This is a genomic window from Rhodopirellula maiorica SM1 (genome assembly GCF_000346295.1).
Lineage (GTDB): Bacteria > Planctomycetota > Planctomycetia > Pirellulales > Pirellulaceae > Novipirellula > Novipirellula maiorica.
The window spans coordinates 1-16473 of the sequence record NZ_ANOG01000425.1; the positions used below are offsets into that span (position 1 = coordinate 1).

At 54.8% G+C, this 16473-nt stretch carries 5 protein-coding genes and 1 pseudogene; 3 read left to right on the forward strand and 3 right to left on the reverse strand.

The genetic code is table 11. The annotated features are described in order from the left end of the window. Positions 1 to 230: 230 nt before the first annotated feature. The 3 genes from RMSM_RS13585 (at position 231) to RMSM_RS13595 (ending at position 5707) form a co-directional block, all read left to right on the forward strand. Positions 231 to 2468, forward strand: a complete 2238-nt coding sequence (locus RMSM_RS13585; protein WP_008696850.1) for a DUF1549 and DUF1553 domain-containing protein — start codon at positions 231 to 233, stop codon at positions 2466 to 2468. Between the two features lie 10 nt (positions 2469 to 2478). Next, on the forward strand, positions 2479 to 3822 hold the full coding sequence (locus RMSM_RS13590; protein WP_008696853.1) for a DUF1501 domain-containing protein: 1344 nt from the start codon (positions 2479 to 2481) through the stop codon (positions 3820 to 3822). A gap of 268 nt (positions 3823 to 4090) precedes the next feature. Next, entirely contained in the window at positions 4091 to 5707 is a 1617-nt protein-coding gene (locus RMSM_RS13595) for a serine protease (RefSeq protein ID WP_144057623.1), read from the forward strand. Between the two features lie 117 nt (positions 5708 to 5824). On the opposite strand, the gene RMSM_RS13600 is transcribed toward RMSM_RS13595, so the two are convergent. The 3 genes and pseudogenes from RMSM_RS13600 to RMSM_RS40930 form a co-directional block, all read right to left on the reverse strand. Continuing rightward, entirely contained in the window at positions 5825 to 12361 is a 6537-nt protein-coding gene (locus tag RMSM_RS13600; protein WP_144057624.1) for a DUF1583 domain-containing protein, read from the reverse strand. A gap of 77 nt (positions 12362 to 12438) precedes the next feature. Further along, positions 12439 to 13497, reverse strand: a complete 1059-nt coding sequence (locus RMSM_RS13605) for a prenyltransferase/squalene oxidase repeat-containing protein (protein WP_236622126.1) — start codon at positions 13495 to 13497, stop codon at positions 12439 to 12441. A gap of 193 nt (positions 13498 to 13690) precedes the next feature. Beyond that, positions 13691 to 16473 (reverse strand): annotated as a pseudogene (locus tag RMSM_RS40930) (hypothetical protein); the annotation flags it as partial.

Consider the following 16473-nt stretch of genomic DNA (forward strand, 5'->3'; position numbering starts at 1 on the left):
TCGTACGATGGACTTCCTAGTCCGTCGAATACACCAATGACGGACGAGGTAGTCCATCGGCCACCCCTTGCCACAGGAAACTTCATTAAATCAACAGCCCGCTAGCCACGGTTCCCACATTCAACCGGGGCTAGCGCCCAAACGGCCAACGGGATTTCCCCAATCATTCCTACCCGCGTTTGCCTTCCCTCCTGATTCCCTCGCCTGACCGACTTTTTGCTTGTACCGTCATGCACACCATCCTCCGACATTGTCGCAACTTCATCTGGCTCGCGTGTAGCATCGCGACTGCGTGTGCGCCTACGTTTGCTGACGACGCACCGGTAAGTTTCGAGCTTGATATCCAACCAATCCTCACTGCTCATGGCTGCAATTCGGGCGCATGCCACGGTAAACAGCGAGGTCAGAACGGATTTCAACTATCACTGCTTGGCTTCGACCCTGAATTCGACCACGCTGCGGTTAGCCGCGATGCGCGTGGCCGGCGGATCTTCCCTGCGTCCCCCGAGAATAGTCTTTTGCTGGTAAAGGCGACTGCCGAATCGCCACACGGCGGCGGTCGCAAAATCGAGCGAAACTCTGAAGACTATCAAATGTTGACGCGATGGATCCGCCAAGGTGCACCTCGTCGCGTTGAAGGTGAGCCGACACTCGAAAGAGTGACGCTTGATCGAGATTCGTTTTCGCTCACCCCATCCGAAACCCAATCGCTTCGTGTTACAGCCCATTACAGCGACGACTCGACACGAGACGTCACTCGGTTGGCCACCTATTTGTCCAACGACGACGCCGTGGTTTCGGTCGACTCCGGCGGCGTGATCCAAGCTGGTTCGCTGCCTGGGGAAACTGCGGTCATGGCCCGCTACATGAACCATATCGAAGTCGCCAACGTGGTGATCCCACAAACCGAACCGCTTCCGGCTGCGGTATTTGAATCGCTGCCGCGAAATGGATTCATCGACGAATTGGTTTATGAAAAATTGCAGACGCTGGGGATCGAGCCTTCTCCGCCCGTGGATGACCACGTCTTCCTCCGCCGTGTCAGTCTGGATCTGATTGGTCGGCTGCCGACGGTCGAAGAAGCTCGGGCCTTCCTCGATGGCAGTGAAAGTGAAACCCCGGCCGAGCGAAGAGCCAAGCTGGTCGACCAACTGCTCGAGCGACCCGAGTTCGCCGATCATTGGGCCGTTTTCTGGGCCGATCTGCTGCGTCCGAATCCCTACCGCGTTGGTATCAAGGCGGTGATGAATTATGACAACTGGATTCGCCAACAATTTCGTGACGAAGTTCCCTACGACACCTTCGTACGTCAATTGGTTACGGCCAAGGGAAGCACATGGCAAAACGGAGCCGCCACACTGTATCGTGATCGTCGCAGTCCCGATGAAGTCGCGACGATGGTCAGCCAGTTGTTCTTGGGGATCCGATTAGATTGTGCCAAATGTCACCACCATCCGTTCGAACGATGGAGCCAACAAGATTTTTACCAGTTCGCCGCCTACTTTGCCAAAGTCGGTCGTAAAGGCACCGGGCTGTCTCCGCCGATTTCCGGTGGCGAAGAGGTCGTGTATACGTCTAGCAAAGGCTCAGTGTCGCACCCGCTGACCGGCGAAACGATGACACCCACCCCGCTGTTTGAAATCACCGACCTCGAAAACATTGAAGCGAAACAAGCCAGCAGCGGCGAACCCATCGATCCTCGTGAACAACTTGCCCAATGGATGACGTCAACGGACAACGACTTCTTTGCCAAAGTTCACGTCAATCGAACTTGGGGGATTCTGATGGGCCGCGGGCTTGTCGAGCCGGTGGATGATCTGCGCACCACCAATCCCGCAACCAATCCAACGCTGTTGGCAGAGTTGGCGAAAGAATTTCAGCAGTCCGGTTACGATTTCAAACAGCTGCTAAAAACAATCACGCTGTCGCAAGTCTATTTGCATGGTTCCGATCCGACACCGTCGAACGTTTCGGACCGATTGAACTATTCACGTCACTATCGTCGCCGTTTGCGAGCCGAAGTGCTGGCGGACGCGGTAGCGGATGTGACTCAGACGACGGAGTCGTTCCAGGCAATGCCGCCTGATTCACGCGCCAATCAAGTCTGGACGACACGAGTCGATTCAATTTTCCTGGATACTTTTGGCCGTCCCAACGAAAACCAAGATCCCCCGTGCGAGCGAACGCCGGACTCAACGGTCACACAAGCACTGCACTTGATGAACTCGCAACAACTCGACAAACGCATTCGCTCCGACAGCGGCCGCGTCGCAAGTTTGGCGGCCAGCGAGAAATCGCCTGAACAGATCGTCGACGAGTTATACCTGGCGACCTTCACGCGTTATCCGACGACGGAGGAACGTGTCTACGCCGTCGATTTAATCACTGCCGCAACCGATCGCCGCAGCGTGATCGAAGACTTGATGTGGGCGATGCTCAATGCCCCAGAATTCTCAATCCTGAACTAAGGACGGACGCATGACCATGCACTTTCATCGCAATTGTGACGGCATTACTCGCCGCGACGGTCTGAAACTCGGGCTCCATGGCCTGATCGCCGGCGGCTTGGCGGGCGCTCTACGGGCGACATCGGCTGACGCTTCGGAAACGCCTGCATCACAATTAAAAAAACAAGCAGACGCCTGCATCCTGATTTGGATGGATGGCGGGCCGAGTCATTACGAAACGTTTGATCCGAAACCCGAAGCCCCGATCGAGATTCGAGGCAAGTACGAACCGATCGCAACGCAAACTCCTGGCATCCATTTTTCGGAACCGATGAAACGATTGGCGGCAATTTCGGATGATTTGGCGATCGTCCGTTCGATCCGGCATGATCAAGGCAATCATGGGGCGGGGAATCACTACATGATGACCGGTGCACCGCCACGAATCCCCGTGGGCTGCGGTGCGTTTGTCAGCTTTCACCCCAGTTTGGGTAGCGTGGTGTCGCACCAAGTCGGAGCTCCCGATGGCATCCCGGCCTACTTTTCAATCCCCAGCATGTCTCGATCAGGCGGTCCCAATTTCCTTGGCGCCAAACACGCTCCGTTTGTGGTACCCGACAACCCAAACAGCTCGTCGTTTCAAGTCCGCGATGTGACGATCCCCAGTGGCTTGACTGATCAACGGCTCGCATCGCGTCAGGACATTCGTAGTCAGATCGACAAGCTGAAACGGATCAAAGACGCAGCCGCGGGGGATCCCGTCATGGCAGCCGACGAATTTTATGCTCAAGGGATGGATTTAGTCAGCAGTCCGCAGTCGCAAGCCGCCTTTGATATCCATGCCGAACCCGACAAGGTTCGCGATGCCTACGGTCGCAACACGTTTGGTCAGCAAGCGTTATTAGCACGTCGTTTGGTCAGCGCCGGCGTGCCGTTTGTCACCTTAGTCCAAGGAGGTTGGGATCATCATACCGACCTGTTTAACGCGTATGACAAGAAAATGCCTTCGTTCGAAGCGACGATTGCGGCGCTCGTGTCCGATTTGAAGGACCGAGGCATGTTGGAGCGAACCTTGGTGATCGCGTTGGGCGAATTTGGACGCACACCCAAGATCAACGATCGTGGCGGACGTGATCACTGGTCCAATGCCATGAGCGTCATGTTTGCCGGCGGCGGAACCTCGGGCGGGCAAGTCATCGGTGCCACGGATCGCCACGGCTACGCGGCGATTGAACGGGTGCTGTCACCGGAAAACTTTGTCTCGACTGTCTATCGCAAACTTGGAATCGATGCAGGGCAAATGTTGCATTCCCCCGAAGGCCGTCCGGTGCACTTGGTCAGCGACGCCACGCCGATCTCGGAATTGATGAGCTGATGCGAAACCTTTTGAACTCACTCGCCACCGTCGCACCGTTTTTTAGCGGTAGGGCGCAAGCCCTCCGGTCGTCCTTGGTCAGCGACGCCACACCGGTTTCGGAGTTGATGAGCTGATGCGAAACGTTTTGAACTCACTCGCCACCGTCACACCGTTTTTTAGCGGCAGGGCGCAAGCCCTCCGGTCGTCCGCGTCTCGCTCGAACGTTTCCGCCCGTAACATATCGGACGGCTTGCGCCGCGCCGCTAGGGGTCCGGGCATTGCATTCGTGTCAACCCTAATCTGCTTGACCTTTCCCTCGCTCGCATCAGCCCAAGTCCAGCTCGATCGGTTCTATCCCCCGGTCATCTCGGTCGGAAACACAGTGACCGTCAAAGCGGAAGGTAAATTTCCGAAATGGCCCGTGAAAGCGGTGGTCGATCGCGAAGACGTTGAGGTCGTTGTTGAAAAGGATTCGGGACAACTCAGCGTCAAGTTGCCGGCCGACGCCGCCCCCGGGATCGCCTGGATCCGCCTCATCGACGAGACCTCAGCATCAAAGCTTGTGCCGATATTGATCGAGCCCTCCGCAACACTCGAGGAAGTCGAGCCGAACCAGAAGATCGCCGAAGCCACCTCGGTCACTCTACCCGCAGTCGTGTACGGTCGAGTCGCCAAGTCCAACGAGATTGACACCTACCGCGTCCAAGTCACAAAAGGACAAGCGTTTGTCGCCACGACGATCGCCCATCGACCGCTCGGTTCACCGATGGACGCCGTGATGCAGTTGGTGGATGAACAGGGCAACATGATCGCTCAAGCGGATGATGATCGGGGAATCGACCCACAATTAGTCTACGTGGCCGATGAAGATCGCGAACTTTTCGTGCGGATTTTTGCCTTTCCCGAAGTCCCCACAGGCACGATCGGTTATGCCGGTTCCGCATCGTTTGTTTACTCGATACGGATGACCAATGACGCCTACGTCGACCACGTATTGCCACTAGTATTGCCCGCGGATGCGGTGGCTTCCGACAGTAAGGCATTCGGTTGGAACTTGCCGCCTAAATACGATCTGCAACAGCGGGTTGCCACACCGCACTCGCCTTTGATTGCTCAGATTTCCTCGACACTCGGATGGCAATGGCAAACGTCGCTTCCGGGCGATGCCGTCGTGATCGCAGAAACAGCAGACAACGAATTCGCGACCGCGTCCTCATTGCCGTGCGTCTTTTCGGGGCATATCAGCGAGCCAAACGATGTCGATCGGTTACGTTTCAAGTCGAAGGCATCGACGCGATACAAAGCAGTGGTGCACTCGCGAGCATTCGGCTTCCCACTCGATTCGCAGCTTCGCGTGGTCAACGTCGCCGATGGTGTTGAACTATCCAGCAATGATGACGTTTCGCGCGGCCAATACGACTCGGCGATCGAATTCACGGCGAAAGACGCCAGCGAGTTGGAGCTACAAGTTTCGGATTTAGTTGATGGTCATAGCATCCGGCACGCCTACAGCGTGGTGATCAGCGAAGCAACACCCACCGTGGAGCTAACGGTCAGCGAAGACCATTTCGCGATGAACAAAGACCGCACGCTTGAGGTCCCCATCACGATCTCACGAAAGCACGGTTTTGACCAAGAGTTAACGATCACCGCGAATGGTCTACCAGAGGGAATCAAAGCGGAACCCGTTGTCTCGAAAGTTAAAGGCGACACGTCGACATCGGTCAAACTAAAACTCGTCGCCGACAAAACCGCCGCCTATCAAGGTTCATTCCGGATCACCGCGCGATCGGCAGCCACGGACAAATCCGCGTCAGCCACTACCTACACGGCGACCTACGCCTTAAGAGACGCCATCAACATCAGCGACATCTGGCTTAGTGTTCCGGCAGTGAAAGATTGAGTCACGACATTCGTCGCCAAGGGAGGTGCCAATTTATAGCTGCAGGCATCGGCCACGGATGCTAGATCGCGTTGCAACACCTCGCTATTGGCCTGAACGTCCTTCGCAGTTGTTCGTTCATTCATTGCCCGTGTACTCGGCTAGCGGATTGCTGGTATAGACGAGCCGCTGGCCGTCCGGCGAGACTCCGCTGCTAAAGTTTTCGTGAAATGGATTTTGCCCTGGTATCAGTTGGTCCGGTTGCAATGGATCGCGAGGAACCAAAACCAAGTAATGCCCTCCGGTATCGTCGTTTCGCCGAGAGACGAAGATGCGTTTTCCGTCAGGATGCCAACCCAAATCGCAAGTATAGCGACTGTCTTGTCGCAGTACCGTTAGACCTTGATCCGAACCCGCCGTATTGACGACGACAAGCTGGTACTGGTTATCCGCTTTCGACTTGGCACGAAACGCGAATTCCCTGCCATCGGGCGACCACGCCCCATTCCACTGGATTTCGCTGAACTGGTCGGCGTGTGCGCCAACGAGCAGCGGAGAAGGTTGATCGCTTGTTACATCCATAACCAATAGATTCTGCACAACCTTTCCGTCGAGCTGGATGTAGTCGATGAAGGCGAACCGCTTTCCATCGTGGGATACTTTGATCGAATGGCCGCTACGCCGCACCAATTGCCGATCGCTGCCATCCACGTTCATGGTCATCAGCCCATCGTTGGAGGTAAACGCCAAGCGTTTTCCATCAGGAAAGAAGGTCGGCATCGATCCCTGCCCCAAATCGCGTTGGTTAGTGCCATCGGAATTCACTAAAATGACATGCGAACTTTGAAAGCCATGGTTGAACGTGTCAAAAGCGATCTGCATTCCATCGGGCGAGAACTTTGGTGATCCGTGTCCGCCGAGTCCTGGGATATCCCCGGCGACTTGCTGACCATCTGACCCATCCAGATTGACCGCATGCACCCTGCGAAACTGTTTTTTGGATCGATCGGTCAGCAGAAGCTTGTCAGCTCGGATCGAAAACTGCTTTAGATTGACATTGAGGGCTTGCCGATTAGCCGAGGAAACAGCGACCTTTAACCCCCAAGGTTTCGTCGGCTTATCGCCGGTCTGGAAACTTGCGATGACTTGGTAGTCATCCGACTGTGACTCACGGCACAGCAGATGTGTCATGACCCCACGCCGTGCGATACGTAGGCCACTGTAGCCGCGCTCGTTAGTGACCGATTCACGAAACCGTTCTTTGTTGTCGCGAACACCACGGGCTTGCAGTGATGACCCTCCGTTGGCGTTCGTTCGATAGATGATTTGCAGGTCAAGTTTGTCCTCGGGTGAAAACGGAACGACCAGCCGTACTTCGCCGGCTTCACCCGCAGTCGATCGCACTGGGGCCAATTCAGCAATCACATCAAAATCTCCCAGGATTTGTAACTGAACAGCAATCTCTGCGGGAATTTTGGGGGTGGATGTTTTCGAGATCGCGATCCCCTGCGGTTCGTATCGCAGCGTTGCTCCGCCGTCGCGAACTTTCAACAGCCCAACATTTGCGGCCATGTCCGACAGATCCGGTGTAAAGGCAGCCGGCAGCTTATCTCGCGTGTCATCCAACTGCGGCACCAAATCAGGATCGGTGTCCGGTTTGGAAAAGGTCTTCATCACACTGCTTGCCAGGGCAATCATCTTGCCGTCTCGCGACCATTCGCCTCCGGCGACCGCCGCCATGCGACGACGCTGCAACAGCGGATGTTCACACTCGGTTCCATCACGGTGGATCAAGAACATCGACATGCTGCCGTAGGCTGGATCGCTATCGCCGTACATGATCTTGTCTCCGTCGGGATGCCAAGCCAAATTAGCGTAGTTGCCGCCCGTCAGCAGCGTCTGAAACAGTTGCTGCGAACCATTCACGCTAACGATCGATAACTCACGTTCGCTGGTTTGCCGATTGCGACCGACAAAACAAAGTTCTTTACCGTCGGCGGACCAATCGAAATTCCAGTAGATCTGGGAATAGCGTTCCGCGGATGTTCCTTTCAGCAAGGCTCGTTTTTGCTCCGTCTTTAAATCAAGCACATACAGGTTGGGGCCTTTTTCACCATAGTCGGTAAAGGCAACTTGGTCGCCCAGGGGCGAGATTTGGATGCCCCATCCTGAACGGCTGACAACGCGACGGTTGCTGCCGTCAAGGTTCATCATCACCATTCCCGAGGTTGTTGAAAACGCGATTTGTTTGCCATCGGGGGTAAATGTCGGCATCAACCCCAGCCCCATGTCGCGTAAACCGGTGCCGTCAATGTTGACCATAAAGATATGGGCTGTTGACGAGGCTCCGGTCCAAGTGTCAAAGGCGACTTTGGTTCCGTCCGGCGAAAACTCGGGCGATCCATGGTTGCCCAAGTCGTCAATGCCTTTGGTGATTTGTCGAATCTGGCTGCCGTCGGCGGTTGCCACGAAAATTCGGTTTTCACCGTCCGTTGCTCCGATTTGCGTCAACTGATCCGCGTGGATTTCAATCTTTCGCCAATTCACAGTGGAAAGCCCAGCACGCTGTGCGATGGTCACTAGACGCATTTTCTGGGTCGGTGTGTCGGGCACTTCAAACGTTTCAAGGTGGCGGAATTGTGAACTCGTCTCATCCTTGATCAACAGGTGCAAACGCTTCCCGCGTCGCGCCATCCGCATCGTTCCCGATGTCGATTCCCATCCCAGCGGTTTGTTGACGACGGTCGGTCCGCCATTGGGATTTTCCGTCTGCAGCACCGAATTGATGACTCGCTTGCCGCGACCGTGTTCGTCGCGAGAGAGGCGGGCGCTTACCGCGTTGGCTGATACAAACGGAACAATCAGTCTGGCTATCGCGACTTCGCCCGATTCCAACGTTAGATCGCTATAGTCCACCGAGACATCGAAGTCGCCTTGCATCTGCAAATTGCACATGATCGAAGACTGCGTCCACTTGTCTGGACTACGAATTGCAAATGAAATCCCTTTGCTGGAAGACGTAATGGTCGCATTTTGTTTTCCCTCGATCGCAAAGAATTCAGTAGGCATCCCCTCGCGAGTGAAGTCGTGTGCGAAACGCGAATCCAACTGATCGCGAGACGTATCGAGTTGCACCACCGTCTGGTCGGCAAGCGGTTGGCGATCGAGCGTAGGCAACTGCGACGGCCAATCACCTCGAAGCACCACTTCTTTGACTCTCGCCGACGACTGATCGGCAAAATAGAAAAGCCCAAACGTGCGATCAGAGTTCGCATTTAACGGACCGACATAGATGGATTCGCCATTCAACTTCAATTCGATCGTTTCTCCACCCACGATGACCTCCATCGCGTTCCACTCATTGTTTCGAAGCAGATCGCCAGGAGCCGTCCGCTGATGTTCGGAAACGACTTTGCGATTCACTTTATTCGAAAACGTCTCGTCGTATCTGCCATCGGTAATCCGGTGAACCGCCACGGCATCTTGTTCGAGCAAAAAGGCTATTCGATCGAACGCCGGATGGACCGTGGTTTCCCCCTCGGAATGATAAAACTGGTAACGGATCGAAGCAGCTTCGCACACGGGACGCTGGTAATACAGCAACTGCTCGTCGCCGGTTCCCGCAGACTTCGTACTTCGTTGACCAACGATTTCGCCATCCTTCCAGCGCCAGGGCAGATGTTTACCGTTCACCTCTTGATGGTAATAAGACCGCCAACCGACGCTCCCGTCGGTATCAAGCCGCACCGCGTCTGGAATTGTCGCGTCGCCGGTTACTCGCAAGTCGAGTAAGCGAGACGACTCTTTATACGCCTGACGAATCGCGATCCAAGGGAATCCTGGCTGAACGGGAAGCTGCAAGACCTCGCGTCCATTGGCAAACACCGTGCACACCCCATTTTTCACCGAGAAACGTTGATGCAGCAAAAGGCCTTCGGCCGACAAATCGGGATCGATTTTCGTCGAGGTGAAGGGGCCATCGATCGGACCGTTTCGGATATTCCATCTGGAGATCTGAATACACTGTCCGCCAATCAAGACCTGACATCCCGTGTTATTCCGCAGTGAATGCTGAAATTCGAACTCAACGTCGCCTTCGAGTGGATAGCGATAAAAGATTTGTTCGATCCCGTGGCCGCCAATCGCTTGCATACGCCCTGGCTTGGCGATCCAAGTCGCCTTGCCGCCGCCGGCTAAACGCTTCATTGCATCGACTGGCGAGGAGGCTACCCAAAGCAGAGGTTTAATTTGCGGTAGGTTCACATCCTCGGCTTGAATTTCAACCTCAAAGAATTGCAAGACATTCAGCAATTCGATTCCAATTGCATTTTCATCGTTGAATGCCGCGGGTTTAAGAATCGTCAACAGATCCGCCAGGACGCTGGCAGCATCGGGATCATCCGCAAACGCGTGCGCCACCAAGACCTCGGGCCACAGTTGATCCGGCCTTAGGTTCCCCGCTTCACTCACCCATTTGTAAAGCGTCTCAAGACTTTGATGTGCGCCATCAACGTCTGCTTGGGCCGCTTGCACCAAAGCCAACATCGCCGCGCGAGCTCGCTTTTGCTCGAGCATGTCACTGGGGCTTTGCTGGATCTTTGTCTTCAGTTCTGACAAACGCCCCAATTCCTTCGCGGTTGAAATGAGCTCGGTCGCGGGGGCAATCAAATGATCACGCCGATGATGGTCCGCGTCATGTTGCAGTTCGCTAGAGGCTTCGCTGGCGTCATCGGAAACGAAATGACCATCGAGGCGAAAGGTGGGATGTGCCGATCCTGGCAATACCCAGCCGGAAAGAAATTCATAGCGTTGTTCCAGCTCCATTTCACTCGCTAAACGCATGGCTTCTCGGGTGTTCGATCGCAGCATCGTCTCTGGGAAAAGATCTGGTACCGAATTGAGGGCGATTTGATCGGGGTTGCCATCGGCGTGTAAGAATTTGTCGACGTCGAATGTTTGTGGCCATTCGCCTCGCAATTTTGCCGCACGCACTCGTACCGTCTCTTTTGACGGATCGTGATAGAAACCAAGCCGCGTGTCATCAAGCTCGTCAATCGCTCGTTCGTAAATCAACGTATCATTGAGTGTGACACTGACATTGTCATCGCTGCGTTTCAGCACGACATGGTTCCACTGGTGGTCCCGTAGCGGTAACGACCGAGGCCCTCGCCGCGCGAGCGGTTCCAGCAGTGCATTGTCCTCCGCTAGCCCCGTCCATTCGCGTTCGGCGTCGGTAATCCAGTGAACCTTTACCCCGGTTGGTTCGATCAAAAACACAAGTTTGCCAAGTGCGGGATGGACCACATGATCACTGGATGAAAAGAACTCGTATTCGAATATTTCCTCACCGAGTAAAGGACGCACGTAACGCAATAGACGTTGGCGCGGAGGTGAACCGGTTTGCATGCTTTGCAGCACTCCTTCCTTGACCGTCCACATCGCATCATCGCTTTGCTCGGCATACGTCGACCAACCATTGCGCGAGTCTTCGCCGATCATCGATACTTCGTCCTGCACTACCGGGGATCCCGACATCTTGGGATTGCGGTAGCGATGGTTTGGCATGCCCTCGCTGTGCAACAACAACCAAGGCGACGTTTCGGTCGCCGCGACTGTTCGTACCGGATGACCATTGACCCAAAACCGCACCTTATCTGCTTGCTTCTCAATGGTACGACGATTCACTTCGAACCGACGATATCCCTCCCAGCCGACGTCCAGTCCACCGTAGCCCACGTAATTATCATCGCGACCGCCCGAAGCAAGCTGCTCCCATTGAAAGCGAAAATCTCCGCTAATGGGATAGCGATACAGGATCGACGACGGTCCGGCGGATGCCTGCGTCAGATGCCCTTCATGCATGTACCAAAGTGAATTCCCGGGCATACGAATCCAGTCGCGGTTTAGCTGAGCTGACTCAAGATTCGGCGTCGCATGCAAAAGTAATTGAAGCTCTTGCGACAGTTGTTTTAGCGTATTCGGAACCGATTCGGATTTGTCCAACAGCGTCGCAATGGTGTCGACGAGTGCTGCGTGTGATTCGGAGTTCGCGGCAACGGCAGAAACAACGACGGCTTGCATTGCGTTGGAATCGGGGTCTGTCTTCAATCTTTCGATCCAACCGTCTTTGCGGTCTTCGGTTGTCGTTGCGTCCACCCCCCGTGCCCCGGCGATCAATAGCAGAACAGTGAGATAGTCGGCGTGAGGTCCCGTCCGCTGGTTGACTTCTTCGGTCAACTCATGCAGACGTCCGAGTTCCTTGGCTGTGTCAACCAACAACCACGCCGAACTGAAAAGCCCTTTGGTTTCTCCGACGCTAGGAATTGCGAATACACCGGCGTGAGGGCGTTGTCCAATCGCACGGGCGAACTCACGTGGCGGAGCATCGACGTTGCAAAGGCAGGCAAAGCAAGCAGCATCATCCGTAGCGGACTGCGGCAGTGTGAAGTCTTTGAGTAGGTCATAACGCTCGTCGGCGGACATTTGCAGCAAATGCCGGTTGATCGCTGCTCCCCGCGGACCAAGTTTCTCCGACTGCATCGAATCGAGCATCGCAACCGAGTCACGCAATGATTGCACGAGATTCGCATCATCGATTGCATCGAGGCGTAGGTTTTGGGCCTGAACCAGACTCGCAGACAGGGTGATTAGGATAACAGAAAGGGTTCGGATCAAGAGTAGATTCCCCCTTGGAGGTTTCGATATACTAGTAGGGTTTCAGCGTCGATACTCGTGGTGTTTCTCAACGAAATCTAACGCTGATAAATCGGCAGCAGGCCGTATGCAGGCGTCAGCGCAAGAATTGCCAACGACGTGCTATAACTCTGGCCAAATTGTTTTTCGTTGGCGCCACCAGTCGGCCACGCGCCGCTATCGGTTTGTTCTTCAAGCATGCCGGCGGCGATTTGTGGAAAGATCTGGTCCCATGCGTCCCCGCCAACCTGTGCCATCGCTTGGCTGCTGTAATAGCTGGCTAAATAGTAATAGTTGTTCTGCCACGGATTGGGATAAGCACGGGCACGGAACCATCGTACTGCAGTTGCGACCCCTTCGTGGTCTTGGCGACCGCCCAAGATCAACGTCAGTGTCGCCGATGCGGTATTGGCCAGAGTGATTTGCGGGTTGGATGGTTGCGACTCGACAGGCCGATAGCGAAACACTCCTTTCTCATGCTGTGACAGGTCACGTTCGTAGCACCGCTGGACAAAATCCAAGCCTTCATCGAAGTATTGTTTCGGGACATTAAATTCGGCGTTTCGTGCTGACCGCAGAAACATAAGCGCCCACCCGGTCACCGACATATCGGACGACGCCGTGGGGCTTTCGGGATATCCGTACCGCCATCCACCGTTGTCGGCTTCGGCTGATTTTGTTCGTGATTGCACCTCACGATGGTAAATCAACGCACGATGAATCGCCTGTTCGATTTGTTCGGATCTTTCGCCTGAACACATTCCATAGACTTCGCCCAGCATCAATCCGGCAATCGAATGGTTGTACACGACCGTCTGCGATGGCGTCAGATGCTGTGCCGGAGGAATCACTGGCAACAGAGAAAAGTAGCCACGTCGCCGCTGCGTGCTCAGTACAAAGTCGATGCCTCGCGTGATGTTTTCGCCATACGGTCCCTGATCGGGTAAATGACCACGCGAAAGAAACGCCATGATTGCCATCGACGTGACCGCAGGTTGCGCGAATTCTTCGCTGGGAAATCGACCATCTTCGGCTTGTTGGGCAGCCAACCATTTCAAACCACGGTCGACCGAGGATTCAACTCGTGCCCACTGGCTGGCCGGAAGCGCGGCACTCAAGTTCGTGTTCGTTGCGACCACCGATCCGTTGTCCTGTTGGCCATGGACTTGCTGGCCCAGAATTATCCCTACCAGCAAACAGAATGATGTTATTGACAACTGTCCGCGGCGGAAGTGCGCAGTCGCCTTCATTGACACCACAGGAATCGCAGCATCAATGATCCATCGCCCCCGATCCGCGTTATGTGATTTTCTATTCTTCATCGATTGTCTGCATCAATTCGCGAATTTGGTCTTGATACTGCTCGATAGCCTTTCGATAGGCCGCGGGCGGTTGTTTGCCACGCACTTGCCACAGCCCATCATCGAGCGTGGAAAGCAGTTTGTTCCATTGTTGATCGGGAATCGCTTCGCCTTTGGAGATCGCTCGCAACAGGGCGGTGGCTTCATCCGATTGAACCAATCGCTCCCATGCCCGACGATCACCGTTGTCGCCATCAGTAGGTTCCAACATTTGCTGAACATCCTCGGCAAGTTTTTCCAAGCGGCGACGTTGCTGCTCACTCGTTTTTGGATCTGCTTGCTGTTTTTTGATTTCGACCAATGATTTTTCGAGCATCTGCTGAGCCTTTTTAGCCTCCTCTTGCCTTTCACGTTCTTCTTGCGAAAGCTTTCCCTGTGCAGGGGCGTCCTGTTTCGACTTCTTGTTAGCTCGTTTCATTTTCATCGCCTCTTTCATCCGAGCGGCAGCAGCTTCTCCGGAATCGCCGAGTGCGCCGGCTCCGCTTTCTTGCCAGAAAACCGAATCAGCAATCACTCGCAGATTTCGCGGACGATCGGGGATTCCCAATTGAGCAGCAATATTGGGTTCACGTTCGAGTCTCGCCAAAAATTCATCAAGAGTGGGATCACGGAGATCAGCGATGTTGGGGTCTTGTACCTTGTATTCGTCCAACGCATTGGCGACGGAGCGACGGATCTTGTCGAACAGTTCTTCCGCTTCGCTCAATCGCGCAGTGGCAAGTTGTTGTTGCCCAGCAACCGAGTCTAGCTGGTCCTGAGCTGCGCGATAAGATGCCGCAGCTTGGTTGAACGTGATCGTTTCCATCAACCGATGCAACTGCTCGATCATCGCAACAATTTCCACAGGCATGGGCGATTCGGTCAGCCGCTGGAATTGGCTTTCGAGATCCGTTTTCATGTCCAGCATCTCCACTCTCAACGTTTGCGTCTGGACCGCAATCCGCTGCTGTTCGGTCTTCACAATCCCGGCATAAGACTGGTCCGCTAGACTTTGAATCAAGATCGCCCAAGCGTCCGCTTGATCGGCGACAGTGCGTATTTCCAGCATGCGAGGTTCGACATAGTCCGAGATCGCGTCGTCGCCTTCGTTTTCGAACAGCAATCGATCGAACGTTGCAGAGAGCCGGTCAAATTGGGCGGCGAGTGTCCGGGCGTGACTGAGCAACGATGTTTGTTCTTCGACTTTGCCTGCAGCCGCGATCACTGTCTCGGCATCGAATTGGATGGTGCGTGCTAGACTTGCGATCTGTTTCGCTTGGCGAATCGTGTCCGCTGGGGTGCCCACGGCGGCATCAAGTTCCAGCGGCATTTGTTTTTCAATCCGCTCGGCCAACTCCGCTGCATCCTTCGCTAATTCGTTGGCGGTGTGCAGACGCAGTTCAACAATAATGGTCCACAAATCTTGTTTTTGAGTTTCAACGATTTTCAGCCACCCGAGTACTTCTTCGGTGGCATCGTATTGCCGCTGTGAAATTTCAGACAACCGGTCTCGCAATGATTTGCTCCGGCGTTTGACCAATTCTAGGTAGCGAGAGAGCAGACGTGGATCATCGCCGAGCATCTGAGCAAATTCATCCATCATTTCACGGCGCAATTTCACCACTTCGGCTAAACGATCGAGGTAGGCTTGATCGACTTCGATAATGCCCATCTTTCGATCCAACGGATTGCGATTTTGACGTGATTCACGCATCAGGCTTCGCCGCTTCTCGACGTAGACCTCGTACATCGTCACGGTTTCGTCCAAGGACCGTTTCATCTTCTTGTCTTGGACCACGCGGTCATATCGCTGCAACAATGCAGCCAATAATTCTCTGGCTCTAACGACTTGTTGCAACGCGACCGATGCGTCCGCATCGCTGGCGTTGGGGCGTTGGATGGCCGCAAACACGCGGTCTCGTGCCGGTGTGACGTGAGTTCGAGTGATGTCGACCATTTGTAACCCCACAAACGCGTATTGGTTTAGCTTGGTTTGTTCACGCAACTCCGCGACGTAGGTTTCGATGTTTCCCAACCCAACATCAAGTCGCCGAAAATGTTCCGCACGATCCGCATCGGCGATTCTGTGATCGAGTAATTGCTTCAGTCCCGTTTCGATCTCGGCGAGCATTTTGTCGATTGCGACAACGTTTTCACGCACCTCCATTTCTTCGCCCGGCAGATCATTTGCCTTGGCAATCGCCGCTAGCCGTGCCGTAATTTTCAACCTCCGGCGTCCCGTCATCGTGTTCTGACCGCTGCGATTTTGCTGCGGCTGGAGCGAGAACTTGGCAGCCGGCTGCGCTGTTTTACTGTCCGATGTTTTAGATGCAATATTTGCCAAATCGGACGATGCCGTGGAAGTCGGTTCGTCAGACGGATCCGACTCCGGCATCCCGGTAACGTCGTCGTTTTGGCGTTTTTGACGCGGGTGGTCATCGGCAAGTTTTGCTTCGGTCGGCTTGCCATTTTCGTCAGTGGACTGCTTCGTCGAGCGGTCGGCGGCGGTTTGATCACGAGCTTCGCCGCTGCCCCGTTTTTGATGCTCTTTTGTATCGTCAGCCGCCTTTGCGGATTGCTCACTGTCCTTGGTTGCGATTGCGTCGGCGCGGCGATCCTCCATCGGCGATGCATCGTTGCCGGATGGTTCCGCCGTGTCAGTCCGCTCGGAGGCCTCGTCATTTGCGGTGGAACGAGGCGTTGTTCGGATCTCCGGGTCCGAGGTGTCTTGCTTCGACTTCGTTGTGTATTGGT